This window comes from Rhizobium sp. 01N447_2, assembly GCF_056399245.1.
Genome location: NZ_JBFTQY010000021.1, coordinates 47,202 through 66,572, shown reverse-complemented (window position 1 = coordinate 66,572; position 19,371 = coordinate 47,202). Strand labels below are relative to the sequence as shown.

16 protein-coding genes are annotated in these 19,371 nt (G+C 61.8%); 6 read left to right on the top strand and 10 right to left on the bottom strand.

Annotated elements, in window-relative coordinates:
• Nucleotides 1–17: 17 nt before the first annotated feature.
• Both AC1ECN_RS17260 and AC1ECN_RS17255 read left to right on the top strand, forming a co-directional pair.
• Complete coding sequence (locus AC1ECN_RS17260) at nt 18–1,364, top strand: SLC13 family permease (RefSeq protein ID WP_018071334.1); 1,347 nt, start codon at nt 18–20, stop codon at nt 1,362–1,364.
• 457 nt (nt 1,365–1,821) lie between these two features.
• Nucleotides 1,822–2,307 (top strand): GFA family protein, encoded by a 486-nt coding sequence (locus AC1ECN_RS17255; RefSeq protein ID WP_024321518.1) that lies wholly within the window; start codon nt 1,822–1,824, stop codon nt 2,305–2,307.
• Between the two features lie 110 nt (nt 2,308–2,417).
• Here AC1ECN_RS17255 and AC1ECN_RS17250 read toward each other — a convergent pair whose 3' ends face one another.
• From AC1ECN_RS17250 to AC1ECN_RS17240, 3 genes are all read right to left on the bottom strand, one after another.
• Entirely contained in the window at nt 2,418–2,987 is a 570-nt protein-coding gene (locus AC1ECN_RS17250; protein WP_024321517.1) for a nucleoside 2-deoxyribosyltransferase, read from the bottom strand.
• 260 nt (nt 2,988–3,247) lie between these two features.
• On the bottom strand, nt 3,248–4,585 hold the full coding sequence (locus AC1ECN_RS17245; RefSeq protein ID WP_164582383.1) for an epoxide hydrolase family protein: 1,338 nt from the start codon (nt 4,583–4,585) through the stop codon (nt 3,248–3,250).
• Between the two features lie 192 nt (nt 4,586–4,777).
• Nucleotides 4,778–5,368 (bottom strand): TetR/AcrR family transcriptional regulator, encoded by a 591-nt coding sequence (locus tag AC1ECN_RS17240; protein WP_024321515.1) that lies wholly within the window; start codon nt 5,366–5,368, stop codon nt 4,778–4,780.
• A 118-nt stretch (nt 5,369–5,486) separates the two neighbouring features.
• On the opposite strand from AC1ECN_RS17240, the gene AC1ECN_RS17235 reads away from it, so the two are divergent.
• Nucleotides 5,487–6,713 carry an MFS transporter gene (locus AC1ECN_RS17235; protein WP_477953637.1) on the top strand — a complete coding sequence of 409 codons (1,227 nt, stop codon included), beginning with the start codon at nt 5,487–5,489 and terminating at the stop codon, nt 6,711–6,713.
• Between the two features lie 114 nt (nt 6,714–6,827).
• Here AC1ECN_RS17235 and AC1ECN_RS17230 read toward each other — a convergent pair whose 3' ends face one another.
• The 6 genes from AC1ECN_RS17230 to AC1ECN_RS17205 form a co-directional block, all read right to left on the bottom strand.
• Entirely contained in the window at nt 6,828–8,873 is a 2,046-nt protein-coding gene (locus AC1ECN_RS17230) for an SPFH domain-containing protein (protein ID WP_165586430.1), read from the bottom strand.
• Nucleotides 8,874–9,308: 435 nt separating this feature from the next.
• On the bottom strand, nt 9,309–10,223 hold the full coding sequence (locus tag AC1ECN_RS17225; RefSeq protein ID WP_018480358.1) for an SMP-30/gluconolactonase/LRE family protein: 915 nt from the start codon (nt 10,221–10,223) through the stop codon (nt 9,309–9,311).
• Nucleotides 10,224–10,237: 14 nt separating this feature from the next.
• A complete protein-coding gene (locus AC1ECN_RS17220; protein WP_024321511.1) occupies nt 10,238–11,188 on the bottom strand; it encodes an ABC transporter permease in 951 nt (316 codons plus the stop codon).
• Nucleotides 11,185–12,132: an ABC transporter permease gene (locus AC1ECN_RS17215; protein ID WP_130656405.1), complete on the bottom strand. Its 948-nt coding sequence runs from the start codon at nt 12,130–12,132 to the stop codon at nt 11,185–11,187. The genes AC1ECN_RS17220 and AC1ECN_RS17215 overlap by 4 nt, the downstream gene beginning before the upstream one ends.
• Complete coding sequence (locus AC1ECN_RS17210; protein WP_477953633.1) at nt 12,129–13,580, bottom strand: sugar ABC transporter ATP-binding protein; 1,452 nt, start codon at nt 13,578–13,580, stop codon at nt 12,129–12,131. The genes AC1ECN_RS17215 and AC1ECN_RS17210 overlap by 4 nt, the downstream gene beginning before the upstream one ends.
• Before the next feature lie 72 nt (nt 13,581–13,652).
• The gene (locus AC1ECN_RS17205; RefSeq protein WP_477953631.1) at nt 13,653–14,669 is read right to left on the bottom strand and encodes a substrate-binding domain-containing protein; all 1,017 of its coding nucleotides are present in this window, start codon (nt 14,667–14,669) and stop codon (nt 13,653–13,655) included.
• A 280-nt stretch (nt 14,670–14,949) separates the two neighbouring features.
• Here AC1ECN_RS17205 and AC1ECN_RS17200 point away from each other — a divergent pair, with 280 nt between their 5' ends.
• Together AC1ECN_RS17200 and AC1ECN_RS17195 are read left to right on the top strand one after the other, a co-directional pair.
• Entirely contained in the window at nt 14,950–16,188 is a 1,239-nt protein-coding gene (locus AC1ECN_RS17200; protein ID WP_024321507.1) for a GAF domain-containing sensor histidine kinase, read from the top strand.
• A 13-nt stretch (nt 16,189–16,201) separates the two neighbouring features.
• Nucleotides 16,202–16,924: a response regulator transcription factor gene (locus AC1ECN_RS17195; RefSeq protein ID WP_130656409.1), complete on the top strand. Its 723-nt coding sequence runs from the start codon at nt 16,202–16,204 to the stop codon at nt 16,922–16,924.
• 57 nt (nt 16,925–16,981) lie between these two features.
• Here AC1ECN_RS17195 and AC1ECN_RS17190 read toward each other — a convergent pair whose 3' ends face one another.
• On the bottom strand, nt 16,982–18,307 hold the full coding sequence (locus AC1ECN_RS17190) for an aminotransferase-like domain-containing protein (protein ID WP_477953628.1): 1,326 nt from the start codon (nt 18,305–18,307) through the stop codon (nt 16,982–16,984).
• A 100-nt stretch (nt 18,308–18,407) separates the two neighbouring features.
• Here AC1ECN_RS17190 and AC1ECN_RS17185 point away from each other — a divergent pair, with 100 nt between their 5' ends.
• Nucleotides 18,408–19,370 (top strand): substrate-binding domain-containing protein, encoded by a 963-nt coding sequence (locus AC1ECN_RS17185; RefSeq protein ID WP_164582372.1) that lies wholly within the window; start codon nt 18,408–18,410, stop codon nt 19,368–19,370.
• The last annotated feature ends 1 nt before the right edge of the window (nt 19,371 follow it).

The following is a 19,371-nucleotide window of genomic DNA, read 5'->3' as shown; positions in this document are numbered from 1 at the left end:
TCGGAGGGAGGGGAATCATGGGTATCGAATTACTGGCCATAGGCCTGCTGGTCGCCATGTTCATCATTGCGACGATCCAGCCAATCAACATGGGTGCGCTCGCCTTTGCCGGCGCATTTCTTCTCGGCTCGATGATCATCGGGATGAAAACCAGCGACATTTTTGCCGGCTTTCCGAGCGATCTATTCCTGACGCTCGTCGCCGTCACCTACCTCTTTGCCATTGCGCAGATCAACGGCACGATCGACTGGCTCGTCGAATGTGCCGTCCGCCTGGTTCGCGGGCGGATCGGCTTGATTCCCTGGGTGATGTTCCTGGTCGCTGCTGTCATTACCGGTTTCGGTGCTCTTGGGCCTGCTGCGGTCGCCATTCTCGCGCCCGTCGCGTTGAGTTTTGCCGTGCAGTACCGCATTCATCCGGTCATGATGGGCCTGATGGTGATCCATGGCGCGCAGGCGGGCGGCTTTTCGCCGATCAGCATTTATGGCGGAATCACCAACCAGATCGTTGAGAAGGCCGGCCTGCCTTTCGCCCCGACGTCGCTGTTTCTCTCCAGCTTCTTCTTCAACCTGGCGATCGCGGTGCTGGTCTTCTTCGTTTTCGGCGGCGCGAGGGTGATGAAGCAAGATCCCGCATCACTTGGCCCCCTGCCCGAACTCCATCCCGAGGGCGTATCGGCGTCGATCAGAGGTCACGGCGGCACGCCGGCAAAACCGATCAGGGAGCATGCCTATGGTACGGCGGCAGATACCGCGACGACCTTGCGCCTGAACAATGAGAGAATTACCACCTTGATCGGCCTGACGGCGCTCGGAATCGGGGCCCTGGTTTTCAAGTTTAACGTCGGCCTCGTCGCAATGACCGTCGCCGTCGTCCTCGCGCTGCTGTCACCAAAGGCTCAGAAGGCAGCAATCGACAAGGTTAGCTGGTCGACCGTGCTGCTGATTGCTGGGATCATCACCTATGTCGGCGTGATGGAAAAAGCCGGTACGGTCGACTACGTGGCGAACGGCATATCCAGTCTCGGCATGCCGCTGCTGGTGGCGCTGCTGCTCTGCTTTACCGGTGCCATCGTCTCGGCCTTTGCATCCTCGACCGCGCTGCTCGGCGCGATCATCCCGCTCGCCGTTCCGTTCCTCCTGCAAGGGCACATCAGCGCCGTCGGCGTGGTCGCCGCTATCGCCATCTCGACGACGATCGTCGACACCAGTCCATTCTCCACCAATGGCGCGCTTGTCGTCGCCAACGCACCGGATGACAACAGAGAGCAGGTGCTGCGACAGCTGCTGATCTACAGCGCGCTGATCGCTATCATCGGCCCGATCGTTGCCTGGCTGGTGTTCGTCGTGCCCGGGCTGGTCTGACGGCTGGCGGCTGCTCCCAAGTGTACCGAGCCCTGTTCGGTACACTTGGAGACCGTTGAGACCCGATCACTGAGAAAACGTTTTCAAGCAGGATCAACGGCTCGCTTCGAACCGAGCCTCTCCGACGGCGTTCGTCGCCCCCTCATGACAGTCTGCTGCCGGAGATTGACGTCTCGGGCCTCGCAGATGCATAGTTCGCAGAGCCAGTTGGCGAGCATTCGTCACCGTGCCGCAATGTAGAAGTGGGGACGTGCTCTTTGCTCACCCAAGACGCTACTTTTTTGTACCGGCAAGGCGCCTCCGCCTTGGACTCACGCGCTTTTGAGCTAGAGCAATTCCAGCAAAAGTGCGCAGCGGTTTTGCGTCCGGAATTGCGTGAAAACAAAGAGATAGAGCATTTCCGTGATTCGGAGAAAAACGGAAATGCTCTAGCGCGATCCTTCCATGGTTTGTCGGCATGCAGACAGTCGTTCTAACTGGTGGCTGCCAATGTGGCGCCGTGCGGTACGCGCTGGAGGAGCCCCCGCAAAACGTCCATATCTGCCACTGCCGGATGTGCCAAAAGGCTGTGGGCGGTCCGTTCGCGATCATCTGCCCGGTGATGAAGCCCGCATTTCGCCTGACGCGTGGCGCGATCAGCTATTTTCGCAGCTCGGACGTCGGCCGACGTGGTTTTTGCCGTGACTGTGGCACCCCACTCACCTTCGACTATCCCGATGGTGACGACATAGGAGTTTTGGTCGGCACCCTCGACCAGCCCGATCGCGCGCCGCCCGAAAACCAATACGGCAACGAGAGCCGGGTGTCCTGGTACGCCAACCTGGTCCAAGTGCCGGGCGAGCGACCGACCTACGCCGACAATCCCCAGATGTTGCACCGGATCAGCAGCACCAACCATCAGCATCCTGATCATGATACCGATCATTGGTCGCCGTCCGGCTAACCCTCAAACTCGTCCACTCACACAACGCGCGACTGGAGCGGCGATCCCCTCGGGCGGCTTGAAGCGGGCTGCAAGCCGTCGACCCGAGGGACCGCTGATTGTTGAGCGCCTTAGCGCAGTTTCTCAACGGCGACGGCAAGACAGGCCTTGAACGCGGCAAGATCCGTATAGAGCGCATCCCGCGCCGCGTCGCCGATGATCAGGACGCCACCGCGCCGCTCAATCCCGGCGTGCAGCATGAGATTGTCGGCCAGGCCGAAATCCTCGACCGCAATTCCGTTCGGGTCCCGCAGTCGACCTTCAGCATCATAGGCGACGGCCCCGCCATAAAGATCGCTCACTCGTCCGCTGTGATCGCGGGCCACATTCGTGTAGGCGAATACAGGCTTACCGCTTGCGCACATAAAGCCGAGTTCGAAGGCTGTCCCTGTATCGGCGGCAATGCCCCGAAAGGGCGTCAGATTGGCGATGATCGCGTCAGCCTCAATCATCATCTTCTCGTCCACCGCGTTTATCGCTGCCGCCCGCTCGCGCTTCGAGTTCGTGTGCGGGATTTCCAGATCGCCCGGCGAGAGCGGGATAAGTCCCGCCTCACGGGCAAGTGCCGCCTTGCGGTCGAGCATTTCGCGGGCGTTGGGAAGGAAGACCTCCGGACCGGCGAGATAAACTTTTTTTGTCATAAAATCGCACCTAAAGGGATGGGCTCGGCAACAAATACATCCTGGCTGTACAGCGAAGACGGATCACAATCCAGTGGGCGAAACCGCCCACTGAATGTCGACGCGCGGGCATTGGCCGCCGATGGCGCAATGAACTGACCTGCGGACAAGACGCGAGGTGAGAACCATTTGATGAAATGGTTCGAACTGCATTCTCCGCGGCTTTGAATTCGCCACTCTCAGCCGTGGATATGCCAAGCCGTCATTCCGCAGCCGATGGATCAACGCACCGACCTGAATGCCTCTCGCAGTTCCTCAGCGAAAAGCCTGGGCTGTTCCCAGGCGGCGAAGTGACCGCCCATATCGACACGGTGGTAATAATGCAGCGTGGGATAGGCCTGCTTGCTCCAACTCTCCGGCGCCTGGTAGATCTCCTTCGGGAATACGCTGATTGCCACCGGGATCTTGATCTCTTTGGTCTTCTGCGCGTCTGAGCTGAAGTTGTTATTATTGTTTTCCCAATAGAACCGCGACGAGGATGCCCCAGTGTTGGTCAGCCAGTATAATGTGATGTCATTCAGCATTTCGTCCTTGGAAAAAACGCGCTCGGCAATGCCCTCGCTGTCGCTCCATTGAGCAAATTTTTCGTAGATCCAGGCAGCCAGACCCGACGGCGAGTCGGAAAGCGAGTAGCCGATCGTCTGCGGACGCGTCACCATCACGGCTCCATAGGCGGCATTCCGGCCGAAGAAGGCGCTCAACGATTCATAGGCATCCCGCTCGGGCGCCGACAGTCCCGCAGGAGCCGGGTCTCCACTGTTGATCGCCTTGGTGAGATTGCCCGGAACGGTCGCCGGCATGTTGAGATGGATACCAAGCAAGCCCTTCGGTGCCTGGCGCGCCAGCGCGTCGGAGATAACGGAACCATGGTCGCCACCCTGGGAAACGTAGTGCGCGTAGCCGAGTCGCTTCATCAGGATGTCCCATGCCCGCGCAACGCGGTCAGGCCCCCAGCCAAGCTCCGTCGGCTTACCCGAAAAGCCGTAGCCGGGGATGGAAGGGATGACGACATCAAATGCGTCCTCCGCTTTACCGCCATAAGCAGTCGGATCTGTAAGAGGGCCGATCGCCTTGATGAACTCGAAGGTCGAACCCGGCCAACCATGGGTCAGAATGACCGGAAGGGCGTTGGGATGACGCGACCGCACATGGATGAACTGGATATCGACCCCGTCGATCGTTGTGATGAATTCCGGAGGTGTATTGAGCTCAGCCTCGGCCTTGCGCCAGTCGTAATCAGTGCCCCAGTAACGGACCAGATCCTGGACGCGCGAAAGCTGAATGCCTTGCGAGGCGTCGCCCACGGTTTCCTTGTCTGGCCAACGCGTTTCGGCAATGCGCTTGCGCAGGTCGTCAAGCTGTGACTGCGGAACATGGATCTGGAACGGGCGGATCGTTTCGTCCGCCTCGATCGGCGTCGCCGGCCCGTCCGATGTGACGTCGGCGGCACTCGCTGGCACAAGATAACCGGCTGGGAACAGCAACATTGGTCCAACCGCCATCACCATTGCTCCGCGGACAAGCCGGCGCCAGGCGAGAATATTGTCAAACTTCTTCATGAGGCACTCCATGTTCTTGTCGCCCGGGGCGACATTTCGTGACGGAGTGATGTTTGACGGGTGTGCGTATCTGGCATGTTTCAAGAAATGCCAAAAACGTATCAGAGTGTGGAGTGGTGGCTACACAGCGGCGGGAACGCGATCGTCAGAGAACGACCTGGCCCTACGGCGCCTGAATAGGAAATCAAACACCTATTCCTGTCTGCGGAGGCTGCCCAGCATAGCTTTGAATCCCGCTACCGCCCGCTTCGAAACCGCCTCCGGATTCTCGGCATTGGCGATCCACAGCGCCATATGGCTGCTGGCGCCATTGATGAGGCGAGCTGCGGTTTCGGTGTCGATGTCGATGATCTCGCCATCGGCCTTGAGACGGTCGAGGCTGCGGGAGAGGGCGGCGATACAGCCGGGGGTGTTCTGCCATTGCGAGATATCGCCGAGGACAGCCGGGCCATCGCGAAACATGATACGCTGGATTTCGGGCTCGAGCGCCATTTCGATATAAGCGGAGCACTCGTCGACAAAGCCCTGCCAGCGCGTGGGAGCGGCGGCCGAGACCTCGTTCAGCCGTTCAGTCATTTCCGCGTCGATTTCGATGATCACGGCCTGGAGCAGACCCCTCTTGTCACCGAAATGGTGATAGAGGGCGCCGCGCGTCAGTCCCGCCTCGCCGGTGAAATCGTCCATCGAGGCTTCCGCGTAGCCGATCGTGCCAAAGGCACGCCGCCCGGCTGCGATAAGTTTGCCGCGGGTCTCTGCGATCATCTCCTGGCGCGGTTTGCGCATGGCTTCCCCATTGGCATACGCCGCGTATCTTTTTCATTGACATACGTGGCGTATGCATTATCTAAACACATACGCTCCGTATATAAGTSTTCTATCCGATAGCTGGAAGGATCGTCCCATGTCAAATCCGTATAGACAAATATTCGCGGCACCTGGGGCCAAGGGCTTCTCCGTCGCCGGCTTTTTCGCACGCCTTCCCATCGCCATGGCGCCGATTGGCATCGTCGCCATGCTCTCCCAGGCACATGGCGAATATTGGCTGGCGGRCGCCGTGTCGGCGACCTATGCGCTCACCAATGCGGTGATTTCACCGCAGATTTCGCGAGCAGTCGACCGGCTGGGCCAGACGGCAGTGGTCGTTCCGACAACCATCGTATCAGTGCTGGCGTTCATCGCGCTGATCTCCGCGGCCAATCAGAACTGGCCGGTGTGGACGCTCTTCGCCTCAGCCTTCCTTGCTGCAGCCATGCCAAGCATCCCGGCGCTGATGCGGGCGCGCTGGACGGAGATCTTTCGCAACCAGCCCGAGCTCAACACCGCCTTCGCGTTCGAAAGTGCCGCGGACGAACTGGTCTATATCGCCGGTGCCTCGCTGTCGGTCGGGCTGGCCGTCGCCCTATTCCCGGAAGCCGGCATGATGGTGAGCACAGCTTTTCTAGCGCTCGGGACGTCCGCCTTCATCGTGCAGCGCGGCACCGAGCCGAAGGTGCGTCATGTCGCCGGCGCGGCTTCGGTTGGTTCCGCGATCCGGCAGCGTCCGGTGCAGATCATTACGCTCGCGCTGATCTTCGTCGGCGCGATCTTCGCAACCGCTGAAGTGAGTGTTGTCGCCATCACCAAGGAGCTTGGTCAGCCGAATGCGGCAAGCCTGGTCATCGGTGTCTATGCGCTCGGTTCCTTCCTATTGGGTTTGATCCTCGGCGCTCTTAATCTGCGCATCCCCTTGCACCGTCAGTTGCTGATCGCTGTTGCGACTCTCGCACTGACCTCGCTGCCGCTTCTCGTCGCTGGCAGCTCGGTAACCCTGCTTGCTGTCGCCGTCTTCGTCAGCGGCATCGCGATCTCGCCGACCTTTATAACGGCCTTCGGACTGATTGAGCGTCGTGTGCCGGAATCGGTGCTGACCGAGGGTGTCACCTGGGTGATGACCGGCATCGGCATCGGCATGGCGCTTGGCGCCTTCGTCTCGGGCTGGGTCGTCGACACCTACGGTCCCCAGAGCGGGTTCTGGGTGTCTGCGGCCGCCGGGGCAGCGACCGTCCTGATCATTGCGCTCGGTCAGCGCACACTCTCGGGAGAGTGCACCGACGGGGAAGATTGCGTGATGCTAGAACCGGCGCAATAGCAGGGCAGGCGGTAGAAAGGAACAACGCAGGAGGCTTCTGAGCACCGCAATCAAGCGGAAACGGAGTTTATAGGCAGGATGCAAAATGGGCCGGCATAACCGGCCCATCCACAATCAATGCTGCTCGACCGGCGCCGGTATCGCAGCCGGCGAGCCTTGTCGTCCAAGCCGGTCGGCTACCAGCATCGACAACATCATTTCCACCAATCCGTTTGCGCCGCCCTTCTCGCCGCCGCCACCGCCGACCTGGATCTGCGGCACGAGCGGCAGCCTGCCATTCTCGATCGCTTCGGCAAACCGCATCAGCACCTGCGAGTTGAGCTGGTAGTCCGGGCCACCGAAGGCCGCGACCTTCTTCTCCGTGGCTTCCGCTTCCGCCAGACCGACGGCACGCACCTTCTGGGCATCGGCGAAACCGGTCGCCTTGATACGCTCGGCATCGGCAAGCGCGATCGCCTTGATCCGGTCGGCCTCGCCCAGGCCGGCGAGCCGGACCTTTTCTGCTTCGGCCTTGGCGGTGACCTGAATGGTCTCTGCCTGCTGGCGGGTGCGGGCGAGCTGCGCCTTACCCTCGTTTTCGCTGATCTCGATGGCGAGCGCCGACGTCGTGATCTTGGCCTGCTGCTCGGCCAGCGCCTCCTTCTCGCGCAGCGTCCGCTCCTGGATCGCTGCAGCTTCCTGCAGCCTGTAGGTCTCGACCTTTTCGACCGCGATCTGGCGTTCGCGTAGCTGGATCAAAATCTGCTCGATACTGTTCTGGCCATTGCCGGCGCGCGGCGTACCGATCAGCACTTCCTGCAATTCGAGACTGTAGGAGGCGAACTTAGCGCGCATTTCGTCGCCGGACTTGCGCTGGATTTCGCTGCGTTCCTGCAGGAGTTCAATCAGGGTCTTGGTCTGGGCGATGTTTTTGAAATAGGCCGAGACCATCGGATCGAGCGTCTGCTCGACCAGCCGTTTGATATCGCCGAAGCGCTGCACCACCAGCGGCGCCTTCATATAGTCGATATGCACGACGACCGAGAGCGGCAGGACCGGCTCGAATGCGTCCCTGGTGATCAGCGACACTTCCGAAAGGTTCTCATCGAGACGATGTTCGCCGAACTGCTCCTTCGTCCACTTCAGCACGAAGTTGGTCGTCGGCACGATGACGATGTTGCCCGCATAGGTGTTGAACGCGTATTTGCCCGGCAGAAGCGGTGTCGACCAGACACCGCGCGAACCCTGTTCGACCAGTTCGCCGTGCCTGTAGGACTGGCCGGAGACATCCGCGCTACGGCGGCCGGTATAGGAGACGACGACACCCACGGTGCCGACGCCGATGATCGTCTTTTCGACCAGTTCGACAGTCGCGAAAATGCGGTTGAGGAAGTAGCTGCCGTCAGCAAGCACCTGCAACTGCCGGCCGCGATAACCGCCGCCGTTGAGGAATTTCTCGGGATCCTGGAAATTGTTATGAAAGTTCGGGTCCTTGGGATCATTGGCAACAGTCGGCGCAATGATCTCGCCATCCGGCAGCGCCGGGCCATCATGGATGGTGACGATGCCGATCATGTCATCGGCATCACGAATGACGACCGGCTCGAAACCATCCCGCTCTGCGATCATCTCCGACATCTCCGAAAACAGCTTCTGTTCGGAGGCGTTCAAGTTTACGGCATAGTTCGATTGCGCAGTGAGCACGATGAATTGTGCGAGGTTGATGGCATAGGTGCCTTCGCGCAGGATCTTGCGCTGCGGACCTTTTTGGCCGCCCTTTTCAAGAAAAGCGCGCACGTCCTGGAAGTCGTCAGCCTCGGTATTCGACGCCAATGTCTGGGTTGGCGGTAGCGACATGCCATCGCGGGCGAAGACATAGCCGATCTGGCCCTGCGGAATGGTCACCAGATTGGCGCGATGCATCGAATATTGGAACGGCATGAAGAAATGCAGGCCGCCGCGCACGACGTCCGGCTGGAAACCGGCCTCACCGCCAAGTGCGATGAAGCCATTGTTTACGGAGCCACGGAAGCTCCACAGCTTCTCGAGGATGCCAAGCCTGTCGTTGGGGATATAGCGGATCACGCCGCTCCACCAGAACAGAATTGCAAGCACGATGATGAGGGCGACGATTTCGATCGCCAGCCATTCCATCGGACCAAGATATTGAGCGGTGTCCATATTCTCTCTCCACTGGGCGCACGGGTTCGTCCACCCGACGGCCATCCGGTTGGTGTTGGTTGCTAAGACGGGGAGATTGCGCGCCTATACGTACGACGCACGAAGTGCGTGTCGAACGTTTGGGCTGCTCATTGTCTGGGAAAATGACCGCGCGTCCCGAGTCCCCACCGAGGAACGGCGTGGCCGTGAGTGTCTCACATCGGAGTTGCCTTGATAGACATGCGATGAAGGACGTAGGAGTTGCGCCTATAGGTTTAAAGATGTTCGATGCGGAAATCAGGCAAGTACTTCCAACGATTTCGATATTTCGAGCATTMAATTCTACTGAATTATGCAATTTGAGCTTGATTGTTTCGGCCGGCGTTTTCTCTGCCAAGCATCTGCAAAGTTTGAAGATAGTACTGTTGGTTGCTCATCAACCCAACCACCACCACCTCACGGCACCTGCGCCCCGCTCACCGCGACATAGACCGAATAAACCGACCGCGTCGCCGCAATGAACAGCCGGTTGCGTTGGGGGCCGCCAAAGGTGAGGTTGGCGACGGTCTGGGGTACGCGGATCTTGCCGATCAGTTTGCCGGTCGGGTCGAAGCAATGCACGCCATCGGCCGCACTTGACCAGAGGTTCCCGTTCACGTCTGTGCGAATGCCGTCCGGGATGCCTTTGTCGATGAGGCAGAAGACGCGGCCGTTCGTCAGCCTGATGCCGTCGATCACGTCGAAAGCGCGGATGTGACGTGGCAGGCTTTCGTCATGGCTGGCCGCCGAATCCGCCACATAGAGGATGGTCTCGTCGGGCGAGAAGGCGAGGCCGTTCGGCTGTGTGAAATCCGTGACGACAGCAGCAAGCGCGCCGGTCGTCGGATCGAGCCGGTAAACGTTGCGCGTCGCCTGTTCCGGCTCGGCGCGAAAGCCTTCATAGTCCGACATGATGCCGTAGGTCGGGTCGGTGAACCAGATCGAGCCGTCTGACTTCACCACCACGTCGTTCGGCGAATTGAGCCTGGCGCCCTCGAAACGATCGGCGAGCACGGTGATCGAGCCGTCGACCTCGGTGCGGGTGACGCGGCGCGTCCCATGCTCGCAGGAGATCAGCCGTCCCTGCCGGTCGCGCGTATGGCCGTTGGTGAAGTTGGAGGGTTGCCGATAAACGGAGACGCCGTTCTCCGGCGTCCATCGCAGCATGCGCTGGTTGGGTATGTCGCTCCACAGCAGCTGGTTGGCGTCGTTGAACCAGACGGGGCCCTCCGCCCAGCGGCAGCCCGAATAGAGTTCGTCGAGACCGGCGCTGGTCACGATCATCTGCCGGAAGCGCGGGTCGTGGATTTCGTAAATGCTGGCCTCGGCCATGGCGGTCTTCCCGTTTATCGCATGCCGGCCCGGCGACCGCCGGCGAGCATGATGACGCTGATGATGATGAGGCCGGTCATGATCAGGCGAATGCCCGCGCCGAACCCATAAGTATTGAGCATGGAGACGACCAGGAACATGAAGAGCGATGCGCCCCAGATCCCCGGCACGTTGGAATCGCCGCCGGCGACTGCCGTGCCGCCGATCACGACGACAGCGATCGACATCAGCAGATATTCCGAGCCCATGTTGAGCGCTGCGCCGCCGGAGAAACAGGCGAGCAGATAGCCTGCGACCGAAGCGAGCACGGCGCAGAAGAGATAAGTGACGAAACGCGTGCCGTCGACCGGTATGCCGGCCATGCGCGCTGCCGGCATGCTCTGGCCGATCGCCGAGATCCAGCGTCCGTAGATCGTCTTCTCGAGCAGGAACCAGGCAAGCAGCGAGATGAGGAATGCGACGATTGCCACATTCGGCACGCCGAGCGTTTTCGACGTGGTGAATTCCGCCAGCACGCTCGGAGGCTTGATGCGCAAGCCCCGGTTCGTCCAGATCGCGGCGGACTGCACGATGAAGCTCATGGACAGCGTGGCGATGATCGGCGGAATGCGCAGCGCCTTGATGAGCGCATAGTTGCCGAGACCAACGACAAGACCGATGACGATGGCGACGAGAAGGCCCGGCAGGATCATGCCGTTTTCGACATTCATCAGCTTCAGCGCCACCGTGCCGGCAAGCGTCATGGTGGCGGGAACTGAGAGATCGATGTTGCCGGGGCCGAGCGTGATGACGAACATCTGGCCGATGCCGACGATGACCGAGAAGGCCGCGAAAGTGAGTGCTGCCTGCGACAGGCCAAGCGTGCTGGCGCCGAGCGTCACCATGATCGTCAGGAACCAGACGACAAAGGCGGCAAGCCACGACCAGATCCAGGGTTTACGAAATAGGCGAAGGAGCGGGGTCATCGGCGTTTCTCCCGCTTCTCCAGGCGGTTCAGCATCAGGCGGAGTGCCAGCACGATGATCAGGATCGCGCCTTGAGCCCCGATCTGCCAGTCTGGCGAGATGCGCAGGAAGGACAGGAACGAGCCGGCGAGCGTCAGCGTCAGCGCGCCGATGACGGCGCCGATCGGGGAGACGCGGCCGCCAATGAACTCGCCGCCGCCGAGAATCACGCCGGCGATCGACAGCAGCGTGTAGCGCAGCGCGATATTGGCATCGGCCGAGGTGGTCAGGCCGACGAGGGCGATGCCGGCGAGCACCGCAAAGAGGCCGGCAAGACCGTAGGCGGCAGCGCGCGCCCCGACAATCGACCAGCCGGCGCGCTCGACCGAACGCTGGTTACCGCCGATGCCGCGCATCAGCACGCCGAGCGACGACCGCATGACGAGAAGATGAGCGACGGCGGCGATGACGATGCTGGCGACGATCGCCATCGGCGCCAGCGGCGGCTTCACGGTCATCAGCCAGCGCACCCAGTCCGGCGCCTGCCCGCCCGGTGCCGGCAGCAGCAGGACGGCGAGGCCGCCCCAGACGAAGCTCATGCCAAGGGTCACGACGATGGACGGCAGGTCGCGCAGATAGATGACGATGCCGAGCGCTGCATAGGTTGCGATCGCGCCGGCAAGGATCAGCACGCCGGTCACAGGGGCATCCCGCAGAAAGGTCGCGGTGACGCAGGCGATGAAGCTGACGAAGGCGCCCATCGAGAGATCGAGATCGTTCACCGCCATCACGATCATCTGGGCGATCGTCGCAAGCGCGATCGGCACAGCCAGGTTGAACAGCAGGTTGAGCCCGACATAGCTCATGGCGCGCGGCTGCAGCCAGAAGACGGCGGCGAGCAGCAGCGTCAGCGACAGGGCGGGAATGGCAAGTCGCAGGGCGTCGGACGACAGCCGGAACGTCATGCGGCGGCCCCCTCGAAGGAGGCGGCGATGATACTCGTCTCGTTGACGGCATCACCGGCGAGTTCGGTGGTGATGCGGCCTTCGCGGAAGACGTAGACGCGGTCGCAGAGGCGGACCTCGTCCATTTCGGTCGAGTACCAGATAAAGGTGCGGCCGCGCGCCGCTTCCTCGCGGATGATCGCATAGACCTCCTGCTTGGTGCCAACATCGACGCCGCGCATCGGATCGTCCATCAGGACAACAGGTGCGCGCGTCGCAAGCGCGCGGGCAAAGAGGACCTTCTGCTGGTTGCCGCCCGAAAGCGACAGGATGCGGTTGTCCATATCGGGGGTGCGGATCTCGATCCTGCGCTTCCAGTCGGCGCCTTTCGTCTCCTCTTCGTCCGCGAGGATGAGGCCTCGCCGCGACAGGTCGCCGAGCGAGGCGATGGAGAAGTTGCGCAGGATGCTCCAGAGTTCGAAGACGCCGTTGAGGCGGCGGTCGCCGGCGACGAAGGTGACGAGCGGATCGCGCTCGGGCAGCCAGTTGCCGGACTGGGTGGCATGCAGGGCAAGCAGGAGTTCGGTCTGCCCATGGCCCGCCAGCCCCGCCAGTCCGATGATCTCACCCTTGCGGGCCGCAAAGGAAAGGCCCTTCGCCTGATGGGACAGAATGAGCGGAGCGGTGGATTGTTCGCGCACTGATCGCTGCCCGGTCTCCTCCTTCGCGACGGTGCCCATGGTTTCGACGAGGCCGTGATGGTCGAAGCCCTGCGCCGGGCGTTCGGCGACGACGCGGCCGTCCTTCATGACGACGATGCGATCGGAGGTTTCGAGGATCTCATGCAGGATATGCGAGATGAAGATGACGGACCCGCCCGTGGCAATGAAGYGGCGGACATGGTCGAGCATCTGGCGGGCAAGGCTTGCATCGAGCGACGAGGTTGGTTCATCGAGGATCACCAGCCGCGGGGGAATGCCGGCGTCGGAAAAGGCCATTGATATCTCGACCATCTGCCGCTCGGCGATCGAAAGATCTCCGACGGCCCGGCTGCTGTCGATGCCGTGGCCGGGAAAGACCGCGTCGAGGCTCGTCTCGATGATGTTTGCAGCACGCCTGCGCCAGCCGAAGCCGCCGAGATGGCGATGCATGATGCGCGTGTTCTCGACGATCGAAAGGTTGGGGCAGAGCGAAAGCTCCTGGAAGACGCAGCGCACGCCGCGGGCACGCGCCGCGTTGATGCCATAACGCTCCAGCCGCTCGCCGTCGCTCGCCACGCTTCCTTCATGCGGCGTGAGACCGCCGTTGATGACGCTGACGATGGTGGACTTGCCGGCGCCATTGTGTCCGACAAGCCCGACGCATTCGCCCGGCATGACGCGAAGGGTCACGCCATCGAGTGCCCTGACCGCGCCGAAACTTACCTTGGCGCCATCGACGGCGATCACCGCCTTCAAAACGTCATCCATGCTGCCCGCCATGCCTGCTTGAAAAAAAATGCCGCGCGACCTTCTGCGGCCGCGCGGCAGTCGCCGGGAGAATTACTTTGCCGACTCGATGACCTTGATTGCGTMTGCCTGCGTGTATTCCACGTTGGCGACGCCGCCGGCCTGGGTATTGGCGAGGTTGGTTTCGAGATTGTCCTGGTCGATGCGCAGGAAGGGCACGACGAGGTCCTTCTTGACTTGCTTGCCGTCAAGGATCTGCTGTGCCACCCAGAAAGCGAGTGTGGAGACGCCTGGCGCGATGGATACGGACATGGTCTCGTAACTCTTCGCTTCCTTCTGCTCCTTCCACCACTTCAGTTCGTCCTCGCGGTTGCCCATGATAATGATCGGCATCTTCCGGTCGGTTGCGGCAATCGCCTGTGCGGCGCCATAGCCGTCACCGCCCTGCGTTACCACGCCGGCGATGTCGGGCAGGCTCGGCAGGATACCGGCAACAGCCTTCTGCGCCACGTCCTGCGCCCAGTCTCCGTGAACGGAGCCGACAATCTTGAACTGCGGGAACTGCTTGACACCCTCGTGGATGCCGGCCGAGATTTCGTCATCGACGAAGACACCGGCAAGGCCGCGGATCTCGAGCAGGTTGCCGCCGTTCGGAAGTTTCTTCGACAGGTACTCGACCTCACTGCGGCCCATTTCCTTGAAGTTGACGGCGATACGCCAGGCGCAGGGTTCGGTGACGATACCGTCGAAGGACACGACGGTGATGCCGGCGTCGCAGGCTTCCTTGACCGCACCGTTCAGCGCCGTCGGCGAGGCGGCGTTCAGCACAATGGCGTCATAACCCTGCAGGATCATGTTCTGGATCTGCGCGGCTTGCTCCGTCGCCTGGTTCTCGGCGGTGGTGAAAGGGTCGGCTGCGGCAACGGTGCCGGCCTTCACGGCTTCCCCCGTCACCTTGCCCCAGCTCGTCAGCATGGCCTGGCGCCATGAGTTGCCGGCATAGTTGTTGGAAAGGGCGATTTTCTTCGCCGATGTCTCGGCGAAGGCGGAAACGGGCATCGCGGCGCAAGCAATAGCGGCCGATGCCAGAAGCATCTTACGGATTGTCATATCTTCCTCCCTGATGATCGCGCTGGTCGGCGGATCGCTTCACTCCTGCCGGCCCAATTGGGTCCGAGTGAAAATTGTTCTTGCACTGAGCTTCCTCCTCTCAGTAAGGGCAGGATGCGGGAGATCGACCGGCCTGTACAGGGGCAAGGCGGCAATCCGTTTGCGGGATTTGCGCAACAAGCTGCGGGTTTACGCAAGACGGCGGCGCTTCCGCGAGCGCTTACTGCGAAGGGTCGCGGCGGGTTGAGGAGCCTGCTGCCGCCTCGGGGAGGAACTGACGATGCTGCATCTCGTACCCGCAGCCATGTTCGACCATTATCTCGGCATTTCCCGGCTGCTCGCGGGCCAGCTCGACTTCCGCTCGGCTATCCGTTCCGTCGCGGCCGAGGTCGCCCACATCATCCCGCACGACCACCTCGATGTCTGCGTGCTGCTTGAGGGCGGCAACTATCACACGGCCTACGAGACGGGCATCGAGACCGCCTGGGGCGGGCTTGCCGGTGCGCCTGTTGTCAACAGCCCCATCCGCGCGCTGCTCTGGGGCGAGGTGGACTTTCTGCTGGCGGACGACGCCATGACCGACCCGCGTTTCCACTTCGAGGGCGCGTTCAAGCGGCCGATCGTCGAACAGTCGCTGAGGAGCCGCTTGCATGTGCCGATGAAGGTGCAGGGCACGATCATCGCGGCGCTTTCCTGCTCGTCGCACCGGGCGGGCGTCTATACGATGGAGGATATCGAACGCGCCCGCATCATCGCCGACCTGCTGACGCCCTATTTCTTTGCGCTGCAGGCGGCCGAGCAGGCGCAACGCTCGGCCATTGTCGAGGCAGAGGCCCGCGCCCGCGAGGAGGGCTTGCGGCAAGGTGCACTGAAGCTTACCGAAGCCCTGGAGCAGGAACGCCAGCGCATCGGCATGGACCTGCACGACCAGACGCTCGCCGACCTGACGCGGCTCGCCCGCCGGATCGATCGGCTGTCGCGCCACGGCGAGGTGGCGCCCGAGACGCTGGAGCCGATCTCCCGTTCCCTGCAGCATTGCATGCAGGATCTGCGGCAGATCATCGAGCAGGCAAAACCCTCCGTGCTCCAACTCTTCGGCCTCGCCCAAGCGATCGAACATCATCTGGACCGATCGACCCGCGACAGCGGATCGGGGATCGAATGGGGCCTTGTCGACGAGACGCACGGCGCACTGGAGCGACTGGAACCGACCGTCAGCGTCGCGCTGTTTCGGATCGCCCAGGAAGCGATCAACAATGCGGTGCGTCATGCCGCGCCCCTGGCCGTCACGGTGCGGCTCGAGGCCGACGAGGAGCGGCTGTCGATCGAAATCTCCGACGACGGGACCGGGCTCACCAAGGCGCGGGGACGGATCGGCGGCGGCATCGACAATATGAAGACCCGTGCGCGGCTGATTTCGGCGCGGTTCACGACCGGGCCTGGCCACAACAATCACGGGACTGCAGTGCGCGTCGTGCTGCCGCTCGCACCGCACGACCCGGCAATCGGGCCAAACTGAGGAGAAGGGCGCCATGAAGGTTCTGATCGTCGAGGACGACCCGCTGCACCGGTCCTATCTGCACGAGGCTGTTAATGCGGCCCTGCCGGAATGCGATACGGTGATCGAGGCGGAGAATGGGACCGTCGGCGAGAAGCTCGCCCGCGACCACAAGTCGGCGCATATCGTCATGGACCTGCAGATGGCAAACCGCAACGGCATCGAGGCGGCGCGCACCATCTGGAAGGAGCGGCCGGAGACCCGCATCCTGTTCTGGTCGAATTATTCGGACGAGGCCTATGTGCGTGGGGTCTCCCGCATCGTGCCGGATGGCGCCGCCTATGGCTATGTGCTGAAATCCGCCTCCGACGAGCGGTTGAAGCTTGCGCTGCGTTCGATCTTCATCGAGAGCCAGTGCGTCATCGACCGCGAGGTGCGGGGCCTGCAGCAGAAGAGCCTCGGCCAGACGAACGGCTTTACCGATTCCGAATACGAGATCCTCGTCGATATCGCCCTCGGCCTCACCGACCGGGCCATCGCCAAACGTCGGGGCCTTTCGCTGCGCAGCGTGCAGAACCGCCTGCAGCAGCTCTACGACAAGCTCGACGTCTACCAGAGCGGCGGCGACGACCACGAGGACGGCCGCTTCAATCTGCGCGCCCGCGCCGTCACCGTCGCTTTCCTGCGCAAACTCCTGAACTACAGCGCTCTGGAGCGGGCCGAGGCAGAGCTGCAGGAGTGGCTTGATGGAAAGTAGTTCCGGACCTGCGCGGAATGGCTGGGGATCGGAGACATGGCCTGCGGCGCCTGCCTATCACGGCGCATGAGCCAGCGCGATCGCGTCGGCGGCTTCCTCACAGCGATCATTGAGCGTGCTGGTGGCGACACGGATATGACTGCTTGGCAGGACGGAGAATTTGCTGCCCGGATTGACGGCGATATTGCGGGCGGCGAGCGTCACCATCGCGAATGGTTCGGAGACGACGGGCACCCAGAGGCACAGGCCCTGGCCAGCCGGTATGGGTATTCCCCGTTCGCTGAGGGCATCGGCAAGAGCGTCCCGCCTCTGCTGATAGATCGCGCGCGCCTTGCCGATAAGCTGCCAGGTTGCCGGATCGCGCAATAGCCAGGCGGCGGCACCTTGCAGGATACGGCTGGTCCAGCCGGCGCTGAAGGAACGGTAAGACTGGATCTGGTCGACGATTGGCGCGGAACTCGACAGGACCGCGAGACGCAGATCCGGGCCGAGGCTTTTCGAGAGTGACAGGATATGGATCGTCCGCTGCGCAAATCGGCCGCCGAGCGACTGCGGAGCCGCCGTCGACACGTCACCGACGCCATCGTCCTCGATGATAAGCGTATCGCTGTCTTCCAGCACATCGCCGAGCTGATCGAGGCGGGATGAACTGACCGTAACGCCGGTCACCGAATGCAGCCGCGGCTGGAACAGAAAAGCCGCCGGACGTTGCCGCAATGCCTCGCTGAGCGAAGCCGGCAGGGGGCCGTCGCCGTCGCAGGCAACAGGGATGATTTTCACGCCGAGATCTTCCAGAATATCGAGCAGTCGCATGGCGGTGGGATGTTCGATCGCGACCGAGGAGCCCGGGGAAACCAGCGCATGCAATATCGTATAGACGGCGTTGTAACCGCCATTGGTGGCCAGAAAGGCTTCCGCCTCATAGGGCCATCGCTCTGAAACGGCGTCCTTCAACTCAGGCACGATCCGGCTGCGCTMATAGCTGTTGAGGTCATCGACGGACGCACCATAGGCCATTGCTTCGGCCAGGCGCGGAAGAAGTGCTGCATCCGGCCCGGCCAAGGTAAGGTCGAGCACACCTGCCCTATAGTTTCCCGAGCTGGCGAGGCGTTCCGGCTTGGCGACAAAGCGGTCGCCACTGACCCAGGTGCCGTTGCGTCCCCGGCCGCTGATGATCTTCTGCCGCCGCAAATCGCTCCAGGCTTCGGAGATCGTCGCCGGACTGACATGCAATTCGTAAGCGATATCGCGGATCGCCGGCAGGCGCGTCCCAATCGGCAGGACGCCGGCACGGATCAGCGCGCTCGTTTCGAGAGCGATCCCCCGGATGCTGCGGTCGGCTATTTTTTCGGCAAACCAGGAGGCTTCGACTGTGTCGCCCATTTTTTTCTCACTTTAAATGTTCAATAACGTAATAACATTTGTGCTCTCTATTTTGAACATTTAATTTGTCCCTCGTCGAGCCATTTCAGTGAGTTTTTGCATGCCTGTGACGCTTCGCATCGCCCTTCGAGACTGGGATTACATGACACCGCTTGTGCTCGGTGACGTCAGTTCTACCCGTCTCGATATCAAAGTGGATCGCGTGAGCACGCTGGTCTCCAGCCTCGCCGATGATGCGGCGCATGACGCCGCGGAACTGTCCTTCAGCCGCTATTCGCAGATGCGTCATGATGGCGATGATCGGATCGTCGGCATGCCGAACTTCATCATGCGCGGCTTCCGCCATCGCTGCATCATCACCACCAAGGACAGTCCGATCCGCACGCTGTCTGATCTGGCCGGCAAGAACATCGGCGTGACCGGCTGGCGCGATTCCGGAAATATCTGGACCCGTGCCGCTTTGCGCCGGGAAGGTGTCGGCGTCGAGGATGCCATGTGGTATGCCGGGCGCCTGACGGAAGCTCATCCGATCGCCGACCGGCTCGATGGTTTTGGACGGCCCGGCCGCATCGAGGCCGCTCCCGGTGAGCGTCCTATGGTCGATCTGCTGCTGGATGGCGGGCTCGATGCCGTGTTCACGCCTTTCATGCCGAAGGGTTTCTTCGATCAGGAATCGCCGCTCCGCCAAGTGCTGGATGATTTCCGCGCCGCTGAAGTCACTTATTTCCACGACGTCGGCTATATCCCGGGCATGCATCTGATCGCCTTCAAGGCTGATATCGTCCAGGAGCATCCCTGGATCATGGATGAACTCAGCGAGCTGATCGACGAGTCCCAGCGCCTGTGGCTGGAAAAGCGTGAGAAATACGCCGACACCACGCCCTGGATGATCGACGAACTGCGCCGCTGCGCGGCCGACCTGCCGCCAAGCTGGAACATCAGCGGGCTTCCCGAGAACGAGGCAATGATCGCCGATTTTGCCGAAGAACTTTACGAACAGAAAATCATGCCGCGCCTTCTGACGCCCGCTGAGTTGTTTCCGTGGCACGCCAAGGCGCGCTGAA